Origin of the sequence: Polaromonas sp. C04 (assembly GCF_002002705.1) — a bacterium.
Lineage (GTDB): Bacteria > Pseudomonadota > Gammaproteobacteria > Burkholderiales > Burkholderiaceae_C > Rhodoferax_A.
The window spans coordinates 1-13,377 of record NZ_MUNS01000039.1 but is presented as its reverse complement, the minus strand read 5'-3'; the positions used below and the strand labels follow the sequence as shown (position 1 = coordinate 13,377).

The following is a 13,377-nucleotide window of genomic DNA, read 5'->3' as shown; positions in this document are numbered from 1 at the left end:
TCCGCGCGTTTTTGGAGAGCCATCCATGCCCGTCAATCTGACTGCTCCCGATCCCGCCGACCTGCACCCGATCGCCGGCGTACGCCTCGGTGTGACCGAGGCCGGTATCCGCAAGGCGCAGCGCAAGGACCTCACCGTCGTGTTGATCGACGCTGGCGCCAGCGTCGCAGGGGTGTTCACGCAGAACCGCTTTTGCGCGGCGCCGGTGCAGGTGTGCCGTGAGCATCTGGCCGGGGGTCAGGGAATTCGCGCCCTGCTGATCAACACGGGCAACGCCAATGCCGGCACCGGCGAGGACGGACTGGCGCGCGCCCGTGCCAGCTGCGTGGCGCTGGCGCACCAGCTGTCGCTGGCGCCGGAGCAGGTCCTGCCGTTTTCCACGGGCGTGATCATGGAGCCACTGCCGCTGGAGCGCATCGAGGCCGGTCTGCCGGGTGCCCTGGCGGATGCCCGGGCCGACCACTGGGTGCGCGCGGCCGAGGGCATCATGACCACCGACACGGTGCCCAAGGCCTTCAGCGCGCAGGTCATGATAGGCGGCGCGAAGGTCAGCATCAGCGGCATCGCCAAGGGCGCGGGCATGATCCGGCCGAACATGGCGACCATGCTCGGCTTTATCGCCACCGATGCCTGCGTCGATCAGGCCGTGCTGCAGCCAATGGTCAAGGCACTGGCCGAGGGCTCGTTCAACCGCATCACGATCGATGGCGACACCTCCACCAACGATTCGTTCGTGGTGATCGCCAGCCACAAGGCGGCGCATGCGCCCATCACTTCTCTGGATAGCCCGGAGGGCCGTGCCCTCCAGGCCGCCATCGCCGGTGTGGCACAAAAACTGGCGCAAGCCATTGTGCGTGATGGGGAAGGGGCTACCAAATTTATAGCAATCCAGGTGGAAGGCGGCAAAACCGGCGAGGAATGCCGCCAGGTGGCCTATGCCATTGCGCACTCGCCGCTGGTCAAGACGGCGTTCTTTGCGAGCGACCCGAATCTGGGCCGCATTCTGGCCGCGGTGGGCTACGCTGGCATCGACGACCTGGACCCGACGAAGATCGACCTGTACCTGGACGACGTGCATGTCGCCGCGCAAGGTGGGCGCAACCCCGCGTACCGCGAAGAAGACGGCCAGCGCGTCATGAAGCAAAGCGAAATCGTGGTGCGGGTGGCGCTGGGCCGCGGCAGCGCCACGGACACCGTGTGGACCTGCGATCTGAGCCACGACTATGTGTCGATCAACGCGGACTACCGCTCGTGAACGAAGCCCTTGAACGCCTGATCCTGCGCGCCGAGCAGCTCATGACCCGCATCGAGGCGGCGCTGCCCCAGCCCTTCTTGCCCCCCGACTGGAGCACCGCCATCGCCTGGCGCTACCGCAGGCGTCATTCAGGCCATGGCCTGCTGTCGCCCGTGCGCCATGTGGGCGCGATCAGCCTGGATGACCTGAAAGAAATCGACGGGCAGAAAGAAAAAATCCGGCTCAACACCCTGCATTTCGTGCAGGGCAAGCCGGCCAACAATGTGCTGCTGACGGGGGCGCGCGGGACCGGCAAGTCATCGCTCATCAAGGCCTGCCTGAACGCCTACTCCAAGCAGGGCCTGCGCCTGATCGAAGTCGACAAGACCGACATGATCGACCTCCCCGACATCGTGGACGTGGTGGCGCAGCGGCCCGAAAAATTCATCGTGTTCTGCGACGACCTGAGTTTTGACGAGGGCGAGCCCGGCTACAAGGCCCTCAAGTCCACGCTGGACGGCTCGGTGGCCGCGGCCACGCCCAATGTGCTGATCTATGCCACCAGCAACCGGCGCCACCTGCTGCCCGAGTACATGAAGGAAAACCTCACCTACACCCACACCGAGGATGGCGAGGTGCACCCCGGCGAGGTGGTGGAGGAGAAGATTTCGCTGTCCGAGCGCTTTGGCCTGTGGGTCAGCTTTTACCCGTTCAACCAGGATGAGTACCTTGCCATCGTGGCGCAGTGGCTGTCCTCGTTTGGCGTGAGCGCGCAGGCCATTGTCGCGGCGCGCGCCGAATCGCTGGTCTGGGCGCTCGAGCGGGGTTCGCGCAGCGGCCGGGTGGCGTACCAGTTTGCGCGCGACTATGCGGGGCGAAATAGCCCCCACGCTGCGCACGCCGTGTCGTCGCTGCCCCCCGAGGGAGCCGTGGGCGCCTTGGGGCGGCCCGGCGGCGCCCGGTCGGCATGAGTTCAGTGCTGGTCGCCGACGCGGATCGCCCGCGTGAGGGCAGCGCCGGCCGCGCCGTGGTCGATGTCGCCGTCGGGGTGTTGATTCAGCCGGACGGTGACTTCCTGCTGACCTCGCGCCCGCTGGGCAAGGTGTACGAGGGCTATTGGGAGTTTCCGGGCGGCAAGCTGGAGCCGGGCGAAACCGTCGAGCAGGCCTTGCGCCGCGAGTTGCACGAGGAACTCGGTATTGCCGTCAAAGCCGTCGTGCCCTGGAAGGTGGAACTGGTGGACTACCCGCACGCGCTGGTGCGGCTGAACTTCTGCAAGGTATTCGAGTGGGCCGGTGAGCTGCAAATGCGCGAGGGCCAGTCGTTTGCCTGGCAGCGGCTACCGGTGCGCGTGGCGCCCGTGCTGGTCGGCACCGTACCCGTACTGGGCTGGCTGGCGCGCGAGCGTCAATTCGAAGGTGCTACACATTTAGTAGCTGGTAGCCAACGCCCATAAAGGGCTACAGCCATTTTTCTCTCAAGAATCGTCGCGCCTGGCATCGCCAAAAACGGCGTCGTCCGGCGCATCCTGCGTCGGCATGCGAAAGCGCTCGCTGGCCCAGGCGCCCAGGTCCATGTTTTTGCAGCGCTCGCTGCAAAAGGGCCGGTACGGGTTGGTCGGCGCGTAAACGCTGTCGCCGCCGCAGGTCGGGCAGGTCACGAGTTTGGGGGGTGGGCTGGCCTGTTGCATGGCAGCGGCGCGGTTCAGATGGTTTGACGCGATTTCAGGAACAAAGTGTCATTTCGAAGGCGGTGTCGTCGCTGCTGGCGTGCAGCCGGTCATCGGCTTCATGGCGCATCAGGCGCACCGACACCATCAGCCGGTTGCCGCTGATTTCGGGGATCAGGCCCAGGGCGGGGTCGATGCGCAGGCGCATCAGCTGGAAGGTGCGGCCCTGCGGCAGGTTTTGCTGGAACTGACCGGCGCTGGCCACCACTTTTTGCGGCACGCCGGACTCGCGCAGCAATTTGAGCAGCCGGTGAATGGACTCGGCCAGCGGGCCCAGCGTGGTGGCCCAGCGCTCCAGGTCGGCCCGGCGTGTGTTTGCATCCTTGTGCTGCCACGCATAGTAGGCGGGCAGGTCGAATTCGCAGGTGCCGCCCGGGATGCCGACACGACTGCGGATGCTCATGAGCCAGTCGTTTTCGGTGAGCGATTGGCCGGCCTTGCCGGGCAGGTTGTTGACGGCCGAAAAACAGGCATCGAGTTCCCCCACCACGTGGTCCAGCACCGACTCGGCGATCGCCGGATTGCCGCGGTAGCTGTTCAGAGTCTGCTTTTGCTTCTCGAGGTCGCGCATCACGTCCGACTTGAGGTCGGCCCGCGTCGCCACGTCCATGATCTCGAAGATGGTGGTCAAAGCGTAGTGATGGTCGAGGGGGTGGTCGCGCGGAACCAGCTCGCCCAGGCGGCGAAACAGGTGTTCAAGACGCAGATAGGTGCGTATGCGTTCGTTGAAGGGGTATTCGTACAGTATCACGCTTGCGGATTCCAATGTTTCAATCATAGCCCGAAGCGCGGCGCGATTTGCAGCACCTGGGCACGCAGCAGTGCCAGCGGCAAATTGTCGTTGGCGATCACCATGTCGGCCGCGGCCAGGCGCTGCAGGCGCGGGGCCTGGGCGGCAATGATCTGCAGGGTTGCGCTGCGGCTCAGCTTGCTGCGCGCCATCACGCGCTCTATTTGGGTCTCGGTGGTGCAGTCGAGCACCAGCACCCAATCCAGGTGCTGGCGCCAGCGTCCCGATTCGACCAGCAGGGGAATGTCAAAGACGATGCAGCGGCGCCCCGCGCGGATGGCCGCGTCGGCCTGGCGCTGTGTTTCCTGCCCGACGAGCGGATGAACAATGGCCTCCAGGCGGCGTTTGGCGCTGGCATCGGCGAAGGCCAGCTCACGCATGCGGTCGCGGTCGAGCGCACCCTGCGGCGTGATGAAGCCGCTGCCGAATTCCGTGGCGATCGGGCCGATGGCAGCGCCCGCCGGCAGCGTGACGCTGCGTGCAATGGCGTCGGCGTCGATGATGGCCGCGCCCAGCTCGGCCAGTATCTGTGCGACCGTGCTTTTGCCGCTGCCGATGCCGCCCGTGAGCCCGAGTCGCGTTGCCGCCGTCATGGCGTTACAACCCCACGACGTGAAGGATCGATGGCGGTCCAAAAACCATGGCGGTCAGGCCCGCGCCTGCCAGGAAAGGGCCGAACGGCACATAGCCGCCTTCGCGCAGCCCGCTCGAAAACTTCAGGGCGATGCCGATGACGGCGCCAATCACCGACGCCATCAGGATGATGGGCACCAGGGCCTGCCAGCCAAACCAGGCTCCGAGTGCCGCGAACAGCTTGAAGTCGCCGTACCCCATGCCTTCCTTGCCCGTGACCAGTTTGAAAACCCAGTAAATCAGCCACAGCGAAAGATAGCCCGCCGCCGCGCCCCAGATCGCGCTGGCCAGCGGCACGTCGGTCCATTGCAGCGCGGCGGCGAGCAGCCCGGCCCACAGCAGCGGCAGCGTGATGTCGTCGGGCAGCAGCGTGGTGTCCCAGTCGATAAATGCCAGCGCGACGATGGCGCCCGAGAAGCCGCACCAGACCAGGCCCGTCAAGTTCGCGCCCCAGTGCCAGATGCACCAGTAAAACAGCGCTCCGGTGGCCAGTTCCACCAGCGGATAACGCAGGCTGATGGGCGCGGCGCAGTTCGAGCATTTGCCACGCAAAAAAAGATAACTCAGGACAGGGAGGTTCTCGTACCAGCGGATCTGGTGGCCGCACTGCTGGCAGCGCGAGCGCGGCACCATCAGGTTGAAGGGTTGTGCCTCCTCGACCAGGTCCTTGCCCGAGATCTCCGCGCATTCGGCCGCCCATTGCGCCTCCAGCATCTTGGGCAGGCGATAGATCACCACGTTGAGAAAACTGCCCAGCAGCAAGCCGAGCACGCCGCCGAGTGCGGCGTCAAACCATTGCGAGACCAGCATCAGACAACCTGGCCCAGCTTGAAGATCGGCAGGTACATGGAGATCACGATGCCGCCGATGATGACGCCCAGGACCACGATGATGATGGGCTCCATCAGGCTGGACAGGCCGGCCACCATGTCGTCCACCTCGGCCTCGTAAAAATCGGCCGCCTTGCTCAGCATGTGGTCGATGGAGCCGGATTCTTCGCCGATGGCGCACATCTGCAGCACCATGCTGGGAAACAGGTTCACGTTGCCCATGGCCGCGGTCAGGCTGGTGCCGGTAGAGACCTCCTGCTGGATTTTTTCCGTCGCCAGGGCGTACACCGAATTGCCCGAAGCACCGCCCACCGAGTCGAGCGCTTCCACCAGCGGGACACCGGCCGCGAACATGGTGGCCAGCGTGCGGGTCCAGCGCGCGATGCAGGATTTTTCGACCAGGGCGCCGAAAATCGGCAGCTTGAGCATCAGCCGGTCCATGAACATCTGCACTTTTTCGTTGCGCTTCCAGGCCTGCATGAAAAAGTACAGGCCGCCGCCGAGGCCGCCAAAAATCAGCCACCAATACGAGACGAAAAATTCGCTGATGGCGATCACCACCAGCGTGGGCGCCGGCAGATCGGCGCCAAAGGAGCTGAACACCTGCTTGAACGCCGGAATCACGAAAATCATGATCACGGCCACCACTACAAACGCCACCACCAGCACCGAGATCGGGTACATCAGCGCGGACTTGATCTTGGACTTGATGGCCTCGGTTTTTTCCATGTAGACCGCCAGCCGGTCCAGCAACTGTTCCAGGATACCGGCGGCCTCGCCCGCTTCGACCAGGTTGCAATACAGATTGTCGAAATACATCGGAAACTTGCGGAACGCCGCGCTCAGTGAGGTACCGGTCTCGACGTCGGTGCGGATGTCATTGAGCAGCTTGGTGACGCTGGCATTCGGGTTGCCGCGCCCGACGATGTCGAAGGCCTGCAGCAGCGGCACGCCGGCCTTCATCATGGTGGCGAGCTGGCGCGTGAAAATCGCCATGTCTTTGGGTCGGATGCGCTTGCCAGAGCGCATCTTGCGCTTCTTGATTTTGCTGGCCAGGACCCCCTGCCGGCGCAAGGATGCCTGCACCTGGTTTTGGCCGCCGGCGCGGGTTTCACCGCGAACCTGCTTGCCATTGCGATCCTTGCCCTCCCACTCGAAGACAAATTCCTTGATGTTTTTGCTCGCTGCAGTCGCCATAAAGCCCTTTGGGTTTCCCTGTTATTCGTTCGTCACGGCCAGCACTTCCTCCAGCGAGGTCATGCCCATTTTGACCTTGTGCAGGCCCGACTGGCGCAACGAGCGCACGCCTTCGCGCTGGGCCTGCTCGGCAATCTCCAGGGCGCTGCCATCGCGCAGGATGATGCGCTGAATTTCTTCGCTCACCGGCATGACCTGGTAGATACCGACGCGGCCCTTGTAGCCGTTGTTGCATGCCGCGCATCCGACCGGCTTGTAGGGAGTCCAGGAACCATCGACCTCGTCGTCCTTGAAGCCGGCGTCCACGAGCGTTTCATGCGGGATGTCCACCGGCGCTTTGCAGGCCACGCAGAGCCGGCGCGCTAGCCGCTGGGCCGTGATCAAAATGACGCTGGAGGCAATGTTGAACGGGGCGATGCCCATGTTGCGCATGCGCGTGAGCGTGGACGGCGCATCGTTGGTGTGCAGCGTGGACAGCACCAGGTGGCCGGTCTGTGCCGCCTTGATCGAAATGTCGGCGGTTTCCAGGTCGCGGATTTCGCCGACCATGATGATGTCCGGGTCCTGGCGCAAAAACGATTTGAGGGCAACCGCAAAGGTCAGTCCCGCCTTCTCGTTGACGTTGACCTGGTTGACGCCCGGCAGGTTGATTTCAGAAGGGTCTTCGGCCGTGGCGATGTTCACGCCCGGCTTGTTGAGCATGTTCAGGCAGGTGTACAGTGACACGGTCTTGCCCGAACCGGTCGGCCCCGTGACCAGCACCATGCCGTAGGGGCGGCTGATGGCCTTGAGCAGCCGCTCTTTTTCTTCCGGCTCATAGCCCAGCGCCTCAATGCCGAGCTTCGCGCTGCTGGGGTCGAGGATACGAATCACGATCTTTTCGCCGAACAGCGTGGGCAGCGTGCTGACCCGGAAGTCGATCACGCGGTCGGCCCCGATCTTGAGCTTCATGCGCCCATCCTGCGGCACCCGCTTCTCGGAGATATCCATGCGCGAGATCACCTTGATGCGCGATGCCAGCTTGTCCTTGATAGCTACGGGGGGCGCTGCGATTTCACGCAACTCGCCGTCGATGCGAAAGCGCACGCGATAGGCGTGCTCGTACGGCTCGAAATGCAGGTCGGAGGCGCGCATGCTGAAGGCATCCAGCAGCATCTTGTGCAGGAACTTGACGACCGGTGCGTCCTCGACTTCCGCGACGGTGGCGTCGTTGCTGTCGGGGTTGGCGGCCTCCATTGTGGCTTCGTCAAACTCGAAGTCCTCGCCAATGATGTTGTCCATGGCCTCGGCCGCCGTCGTCGCGTTGGCCTCCACCATTCTCGACAGCTTGTCGTACTCGGCGATCACCCAGTCCACGCCGAGCTGGGTCGCAAATTTGATCTTTTCGGCGGCCTGCTGGTCCGACGGATCCGCGGTCGCCACAATCAGCCGGTTACCGCGCCGGCTTAGCACGACCACGCGGTAGTCCTGGCAAATTTTGGCGTCGAGCAGGCCTTTGGGCAGACGTTGTGTATCGACGGCATCCAGATCCAGCAAAGCCGCAGCGTAGGCGGTCGACATGGTGTGCGCCAGATCCGAGGCAGAGACCGCACCGGAGCCCGTCAGCTCGGCAATGAAGCTGGTGCGGCCGGTCTGCGATTTGCGAAAGATTTCCTCGGCTGATTTTTGCCCGAGCTTTCCTGCGGAAACGAGCGTGCGGGCCAACCCCGGCAAAGCCATGGTGGACGTTTCCTTGGGAATTGAATCGACGACAGCCATGTCCAGAAAAATGTATTCCGATGTAAGGGGCTAGTCAATCATCGCCGATTGCCTTGCCACTGTAAATCGGGAAACACAATACGAAAGACCAAGGAGTTGGCATAAAGGCACAAAAAAATCACGGTTGGCTGCTTTCCGCTCCCGCCGCGATCGCATGGGCAGGCAGGCTTGCCGACGATGGTGCCCTCCAGAGATGGTCGATCAGTGCGTGCGCACCGGCTTCACAGAGGTCGAGCACGCGCTCAAAGCCCTCGATGTTGCCGTAATAGGGATCGGGAACCTCGCCGCCGTCGGCCCGTTGGGCGAACTCGAGAAACAGGTGCAGTTTGTGCGCATATTCGGCAGGGCATAGACGCCGCAGCTCGTTCAGGTTGGCCTGGTCCATCGCCAGGATCAGGTCATGGCGATCGAAGTCGCGCTCGATGACCTGTCGCGCCCGACTCGTGCCAACCGGGTATCCGCGTGCGGCAAGAACCATTTTGGCCCTCGGGTCGGGCGTCTCGCGGCTGGCACCGGTATGGGTCCCCGCCGAATCCACCAGGATGTCGCGCGCCAGGCCCGCCTGCTCTGCCATGTGCAACGTTACCACTTGCGCCATGGGCGAGCGGCACACATTGCCCATGCAAACCATCAGCAGTTTCATCGCGGTGCGCCAAGTTGTTTTCGATACGGGCGGCGACTTCGGATGTGGTAATAATTGGCGTTGCTGGTGGGCATAGTTCAATTGGGGCGAAAGATGACAGAGCGGAAGGCGGACAACGCAGGAAATCATCGACCGGTGGCCGTTCTGACGCAGGTTGAGAAAACCTATCACATGGATTCCGTCAGCGTTCCGGTGATCAAGGGCGTTGATATTTTAGTCCGGCGCGCCTGCTTTACGGTGCTGCTGGGCCCGTCTGGCAGCGGCAAGACCACCCTGCTCAACATGATCGGCTGCATCGACAAGCCCGACAACGGTGAAATCGTCGTGGCCGACTGCAAGGTTGGGGAATTGACCGACGACGCCCTGTCGGACTTTCGCGCCAGCAATATCGGTTTTATCTTTCAGAATTTCAACTTGCTGCCGGTTCTGAGCGCTTACGAAAATATCGAATATCCGTTGCTGCTGGCGGGCGCATCGGCCAAAAAACGCGGTGACCGGGTCACCAAGCTGCTCAATGCGGTGGGGTTGGGCGACAAGGCCCGGAACTTTCCAGGCCAATTGTCGGGTGGGCAGCGCCAGAGGGTCGCCATTGCCCGCGCTTTGGCCCGCAAGCCCAAGCTGGTCATCGCCGACGAGCCGACCGCCAATCTGGACAGTCAAACCGGGGCCGCCATTCTCGCCCTGATGCGGCAGATGGTGGACCGATATCATGTTTCCTTTATTTTTTCGTCCCACGATCCGGACGTGATCAAGGCCGCCGACGACACGATTTTTCTGAAAGACGGAGCGATTGAAGGCATACGCCGAAAAGGCGAAACCGGCGCAGAGGGCGCGGCATGATGACGCTGAATCTGGCGGTGCGAAACCTCTTGCGCAACCGCCGCCGTTCACTGGCGACCCTGCTGGCCATGGCCATTGGGTCAACCGCCATCTTGTTGTTCGGCGGCTTCAGCGATAACATTAAGTATGAGATGCACACCAGATATGTGCAACGCGGCGGCCATCTGCAAATTCAACACCGTGACTTCTACCTTTATGGCAGCGGCAATCCCGATGCCTATGCCATTAGTGACTACGCCAAGATTCTGACAGCCATCCGGAACGACCCGGTGTTGAGCAGCATGCTTGTGGTGGCCACACCTACGCTGCAATTTGGCGGCATCGCCGGTAACTATGCAGCTAGTGTGTCCCGCACCATCGTCGGCACCGGGCTCGTTGCCACAGACATTAACCTCATGCGGCGCTGGAACGACTTTGGACTGCGTTCCAAGGCTCCTGCGTCTGCCCTGGAGGGCTCTGCGCCAGATGCCGCCGTTGTCGGAACCGGGCTGGCCCGGGTACTCCAGCTATGTGATGCGTTAAAGATCGATCGCTGTCCCCAACCCGAACTGCCGCAAAAGCATGACGGCAAGACCATCCCGAACGACATCGCGCAACTCAGCCTGCAAGAAACCCCGGCTACCGCTGGCACCCCCGCCTCCCGCCCCGGCAGGGTCGAAGTGCTGGTCGCCAACGCCAAGGGTGCACCGAATGTCACCTCTGTTGATGTGATTCGTGCTGAAGACCAGGGCATCAAAGAACTCGATGAAATCGCCCTCATGATGCATCTTGCCAAAGTGCAACAGCTGATTTACGGGCATTCGCCACCCAAGGCCAACTCGATCATGATTCAGTTGCGCCATTCCGACCAAATTCCGTTGGCACGTGCACGGCTACAGACCATAGTTGCGGGTTTTTCAGCGGTTCAGCCGCTGGCGGTGCTGGATTTTCGGCAACTGAATCCCTTTTACGTCCAGACGACGCGAATGTTCGATACGATCTTCGGGTTTGTTTTCATTCTCATTGGCGGCATTGTGCTGTTTACTATCAACAACACCATGAATACAGCCGTCATTGAACGAACCGTCGAAATCGGGACCCTGAGATCCCTTGGGTTGCGTCGGGTCGGCATCCGTCGCCTGTTTGTGACGGAGGGCGCGCTGCTCGGTGTGTGCGGGGCCTTGCTGGGCGTGGTGCTGGCTTTGGGGTTGGCTGCACTGGTGAATCAGATGGATATTCCCTGGGTCCCGCCAACCACGGTTGAACCCGTACCGTTGACTATTTTGGTCTGGGGGGAAACCCGCATGATGCTTGGCACAACCTTTGGCCTCATCTGCATTGCGATCCTGTCGGCCTGGTGGCCGGCCCACCGTGCCGCGCGGCTGGATGTAGTCGAGGCCCTGCGCCACGCTTGATAGAAAGAGGCTCCACGCTCATGCGCTCACTGTTTCTGTTTTTGCTGTCTTTTCTGCTCGGGCCGGCACTGGCATGGTCCGCTCCGAACGCGCGTGAGATCCTGACCGCCAGTGATGCCATCCGCAACCCGGGGCGTCCGTTCAGCGTGACCGTGACCCTGACCGAGTTCCAGGCGGGCAAGCAGGTAGATACCAGCACCCTGGTAAGCTACTCCCGGACGGAGCGGCAAGGGGATCAATTCGCCAGCCTGATCCGGTTTGTGCTGCCGGCCCGGGACGCCGGCAAGCTGATGCTCAAAAATGGCAACGATATGTGGTTTTACGATCCGGCCAGCAAGGCCAGCGTGCGGCTGTCGCCCCAGCAGCGACTGCTGGGCCAGGCGTCCAATGGGGATGTGGCGACCGTCAACCTGGCGAAGGATTACCAGGCGACGCTGGTCGGCGACGAAGAGATCATGGATGGCGAGCGCCGCACCCGTATGGCCCACAAGCTTGCCCTCACGGCAGTGGCGCCGGACGCCACCTACGCCAGCATCGAGATGTGGGTCGACGCTGAAAACAACCGGCCGCTGAAGGCGCGTTTCTTTGCAGAATCATCGCGCCTGCTCAAGACCGCCTACTACCGCCACTTTCAACTCCAGCTCGGCGCCGAGCGCCCGACCGAGACCGTGATCATCGACGGCCTCAACCCCCAGTCCGTCACGCTGATGCGTTTTTCCGACTACAAGGCGCGTGCCATTCCGGACAGCTGGATGCAGCGAGATTTTCTGCCCCGTTTCCAACCCAACTAAATCCATGCATCCATTTGCCCGCTCCGTTCTTACCACGCTGGTGGCGCTGGCCTCGCTGCAGGTCACTCCGGTCAACGCCGCAACTGATGCCGATGCGGACGCCCTGGGCCTGGAAAGCGCGCCCGAAGCCGCCGCCGCGCCGGCTGCCACCAATACCCGGATGTATATCGAGGGCGCCATTGGCAATTCCAGCCAGCGTTACCAGCCCAACAGCGTCGATACCGCGCGCGCCTCATTTGACTTTTCCACCACTGCACAGATGGGCCCGGGCTTGCGCGCTGTCCTCTCGGACCGCGTGGACCACCTGTATCCCGCACCGGCCCCCGGCGCCGACGCGACCGTGAACACCCTGCGCGAGGCCTACCTGAGCTGGCAGCCCGAGAGTCGGGACACGGTGCTGGAGTTTGGCCGTATCAATCTGCGCTATGGGCCGGGCTACGGCTACAACCCGACCGATTTTTTCCGCGATGGCGGCCTTCGCGTCGTGACCACCGCCGACCCGTTTGCGCTGCGCGAAAACCGCCAGGGCAGTGTCATGCTGCGCGCGCAGCGGCTGTGGAGCGGCGGCTCGCTGTCGGTTGCCCTCTCGCCCAAGCTGGCCGATAGCCCCAACGCCGCGGGCTGGAACCCCGACCTCGGCTCGACCAACAACCGGAACCGGGCCCTGGTCACGCTCGGCACCCAGTGGTCGCAACGCGTCAGCAGCCAGTTATTCCTATACAAGGACGCCGCCCTGTCGCCCGCTGCGGGCGCCAATATGACCGCCTTGCTGTCGGACGCCGCCGTCGCGCACCTGGAATTGACGCGCAGCAAGGAGCCTGATTTGCTGAGCCGCGCATTGTCCTTGCCATCCAGCAGCACGTCCACGCGCAATCGCTTTGTGGGTGGCGTCACCTACACCACAAGCAGCAAGCTGTCGATCACCGCCGAATACGAGTACAACGGCTTTGCGCTGAACCAGTCCAACTGGGCTGCGCTGGGCACCTCGAGCACGGCGCCCGCCAACCAACTGGCCTACCTCGGTGGAGCGCTGCAGCTTCAGGATCTGGCGTCGCGGCAGGCCTACCTGATTTACGTCACACAGAAGAGCCTTTGGCTCAGAAACCTGGATCTGACCGCTTACCTTCGCCTCAACCCCGACGACAACAGCCGGCTCGCCTGGGTCGAGCTGCGCCATCATTGGTCCAAGTTCGATTTGACCCTGCAGCTGCAGCAAAACATGGGCAACGCCACCAGCGACTTTGGCGTATTGCCCGATCGCCGGCTGTTACAGGTGTTGGGGACCTACTATTTCTGAGCCCGACCCGAGGCAGCGCAAACCCGGTTGGCATTTGGTTGGGCAAACATGCGGCGCTCCACGCAGGCCCGCCCATAAAGCTGTAGCGGCCTGTCCGGGCTGCAGCTCTGTGAATTGTCTCCTTATATCTTTCAAATAGTTCAAACTTCAGTAGTCAAGGCGGTGAGCGCCTTGATTGCCGAGCGGGTTGACTCGCCAACGCGCAGCCTGGGTCTCCTGCGAGCCCGAGCTCGAATCTCAG

General features: G+C 62.7%; 14 protein-coding genes. 7 read left to right on the top strand and 7 right to left on the bottom strand.

The features are described from left to right. Positions 1-25: 25 nt before the first annotated feature. The 3 genes from argJ to B0E49_RS15470 are packed head-to-tail and all read left to right on the top strand — an operon-like array spanning position 26 to position 2,690. Positions 26-1,255 (top strand): bifunctional glutamate N-acetyltransferase/amino-acid acetyltransferase ArgJ, encoded by a 1,230-nt coding sequence (gene argJ, locus B0E49_RS15480; RefSeq protein WP_077563114.1) that lies wholly within the window; start codon positions 26-28, stop codon positions 1,253-1,255. Beyond that, positions 1,252-2,205: an ATP-binding protein gene (locus B0E49_RS15475; protein ID WP_077563113.1), complete on the top strand. Its 954-nt coding sequence runs from the start codon at positions 1,252-1,254 to the stop codon at positions 2,203-2,205. The genes argJ and B0E49_RS15475 overlap by 4 nt, the downstream gene beginning before the upstream one ends. Next, on the top strand, positions 2,202-2,690 hold the full coding sequence (locus B0E49_RS15470) for an NUDIX domain-containing protein (RefSeq protein ID WP_077563112.1): 489 nt from the start codon (positions 2,202-2,204) through the stop codon (positions 2,688-2,690). The genes B0E49_RS15475 and B0E49_RS15470 overlap by 4 nt, the downstream gene beginning before the upstream one ends. 21 nt (positions 2,691-2,711) lie before the next feature. On the opposite strand, the gene B0E49_RS15465 is transcribed toward B0E49_RS15470, so the two are convergent. The 7 genes from B0E49_RS15465 to B0E49_RS15435 form a co-directional block, all read right to left on the bottom strand. Beyond that, positions 2,712-2,924, bottom strand: coding sequence for a DNA gyrase inhibitor YacG (locus B0E49_RS15465; protein WP_077563111.1), 213 nt, complete (start codon positions 2,922-2,924; stop codon positions 2,712-2,714). Positions 2,925-2,958: 34 nt separating this feature from the next. Then, complete coding sequence (gene zapD, locus B0E49_RS15460; RefSeq protein ID WP_077563242.1) at positions 2,959-3,714, bottom strand: cell division protein ZapD; 756 nt, start codon at positions 3,712-3,714, stop codon at positions 2,959-2,961. Positions 3,715-3,737: 23 nt separating this feature from the next. Then, positions 3,738-4,346 (bottom strand): dephospho-CoA kinase, encoded by a 609-nt coding sequence (gene coaE / locus B0E49_RS15455; RefSeq protein WP_077563110.1) that lies wholly within the window; start codon positions 4,344-4,346, stop codon positions 3,738-3,740. 4 nt (positions 4,347-4,350) lie between these two features. Beyond that, complete coding sequence (locus B0E49_RS15450; protein WP_077563109.1) at positions 4,351-5,196, bottom strand: prepilin peptidase; 846 nt, start codon at positions 5,194-5,196, stop codon at positions 4,351-4,353. Continuing rightward, entirely contained in the window at positions 5,196-6,413 is a 1,218-nt protein-coding gene (locus tag B0E49_RS15445) for a type II secretion system F family protein (RefSeq protein WP_077563108.1), read from the bottom strand. The genes B0E49_RS15450 and B0E49_RS15445 overlap by 1 nt, the downstream gene beginning before the upstream one ends. Before the next feature lie 21 nt (positions 6,414-6,434). Next, positions 6,435-8,171 (bottom strand): type IV-A pilus assembly ATPase PilB, encoded by a 1,737-nt coding sequence (pilB, locus tag B0E49_RS15440; protein WP_077563107.1) that lies wholly within the window; start codon positions 8,169-8,171, stop codon positions 6,435-6,437. Between the two features lie 118 nt (positions 8,172-8,289). Next, positions 8,290-8,814: a low molecular weight protein-tyrosine-phosphatase gene (locus tag B0E49_RS15435; protein WP_077563106.1), complete on the bottom strand. Its 525-nt coding sequence runs from the start codon at positions 8,812-8,814 to the stop codon at positions 8,290-8,292. 93 nt (positions 8,815-8,907) lie between these two features. Here B0E49_RS15435 and B0E49_RS15430 point away from each other — a divergent pair, with 93 nt between their 5' ends. From B0E49_RS15430 to B0E49_RS15415, 4 genes are read left to right on the top strand one after another with little or no spacing between them, the layout of a single operon-like run. Continuing rightward, complete coding sequence (locus B0E49_RS15430; RefSeq protein ID WP_077563105.1) at positions 8,908-9,654, top strand: ABC transporter ATP-binding protein; 747 nt, start codon at positions 8,908-8,910, stop codon at positions 9,652-9,654. Further along, positions 9,651-11,048, top strand: a complete 1,398-nt coding sequence (locus tag B0E49_RS15425; RefSeq protein WP_077563104.1) for an ABC transporter permease — start codon at positions 9,651-9,653, stop codon at positions 11,046-11,048. The genes B0E49_RS15430 and B0E49_RS15425 overlap by 4 nt, the downstream gene beginning before the upstream one ends. A gap of 20 nt (positions 11,049-11,068) precedes the next feature. Continuing rightward, positions 11,069-11,839, top strand: a complete 771-nt coding sequence (locus tag B0E49_RS15420) for an outer membrane lipoprotein-sorting protein (protein ID WP_077563103.1) — start codon at positions 11,069-11,071, stop codon at positions 11,837-11,839. Positions 11,840-11,843: 4 nt separating this feature from the next. Then, positions 11,844-13,136, top strand: a complete 1,293-nt coding sequence (locus tag B0E49_RS15415) for a hypothetical protein (protein ID WP_077563102.1) — start codon at positions 11,844-11,846, stop codon at positions 13,134-13,136. The last annotated feature ends 241 nt before the right edge of the window (positions 13,137-13,377 follow it).

What these genes read in the sequence shown, in the direction of transcription:
- argJ (WP_077563114.1), top strand. Translation starts at nt 26, where the DNA reads ATGCCCGTCAATCTGACTGCTCCCGATCCCGCCGACCTGCACCCGATC.
- B0E49_RS15420 (WP_077563103.1), top strand. Translation starts at nt 11,069, where the DNA reads ATGCGCTCACTGTTTCTGTTTTTGCTGTCTTTTCTGCTCGGGCCGGCA.
- B0E49_RS15430 (WP_077563105.1), top strand. Translation starts at nt 8,908, where the DNA reads ATGACAGAGCGGAAGGCGGACAACGCAGGAAATCATCGACCGGTGGCC.
- B0E49_RS15425 (WP_077563104.1), top strand. Translation starts at nt 9,651, where the DNA reads ATGATGACGCTGAATCTGGCGGTGCGAAACCTCTTGCGCAACCGCCGC.
- B0E49_RS15435 (WP_077563106.1), bottom strand. Translation starts at nt 8,814, where the DNA reads ATGAAACTGCTGATGGTTTGCATGGGCAATGTGTGCCGCTCGCCCATG.
- B0E49_RS15415 (WP_077563102.1), top strand. Translation starts at nt 11,844, where the DNA reads ATGCATCCATTTGCCCGCTCCGTTCTTACCACGCTGGTGGCGCTGGCC.
- coaE (WP_077563110.1), bottom strand. Translation starts at nt 4,346, where the DNA reads ATGACGGCGGCAACGCGACTCGGGCTCACGGGCGGCATCGGCAGCGGC.
- B0E49_RS15450 (WP_077563109.1), bottom strand. Translation starts at nt 5,196, where the DNA reads ATGCTGGTCTCGCAATGGTTTGACGCCGCACTCGGCGGCGTGCTCGGC.
- B0E49_RS15470 (WP_077563112.1), top strand. Translation starts at nt 2,202, where the DNA reads ATGAGTTCAGTGCTGGTCGCCGACGCGGATCGCCCGCGTGAGGGCAGC.
- B0E49_RS15465 (WP_077563111.1), bottom strand. Translation starts at nt 2,924, where the DNA reads ATGCAACAGGCCAGCCCACCCCCCAAACTCGTGACCTGCCCGACCTGC.
- B0E49_RS15445 (WP_077563108.1), bottom strand. Translation starts at nt 6,413, where the DNA reads ATGGCGACTGCAGCGAGCAAAAACATCAAGGAATTTGTCTTCGAGTGG.
- pilB (WP_077563107.1), bottom strand. Translation starts at nt 8,171, where the DNA reads ATGGCTGTCGTCGATTCAATTCCCAAGGAAACGTCCACCATGGCTTTG.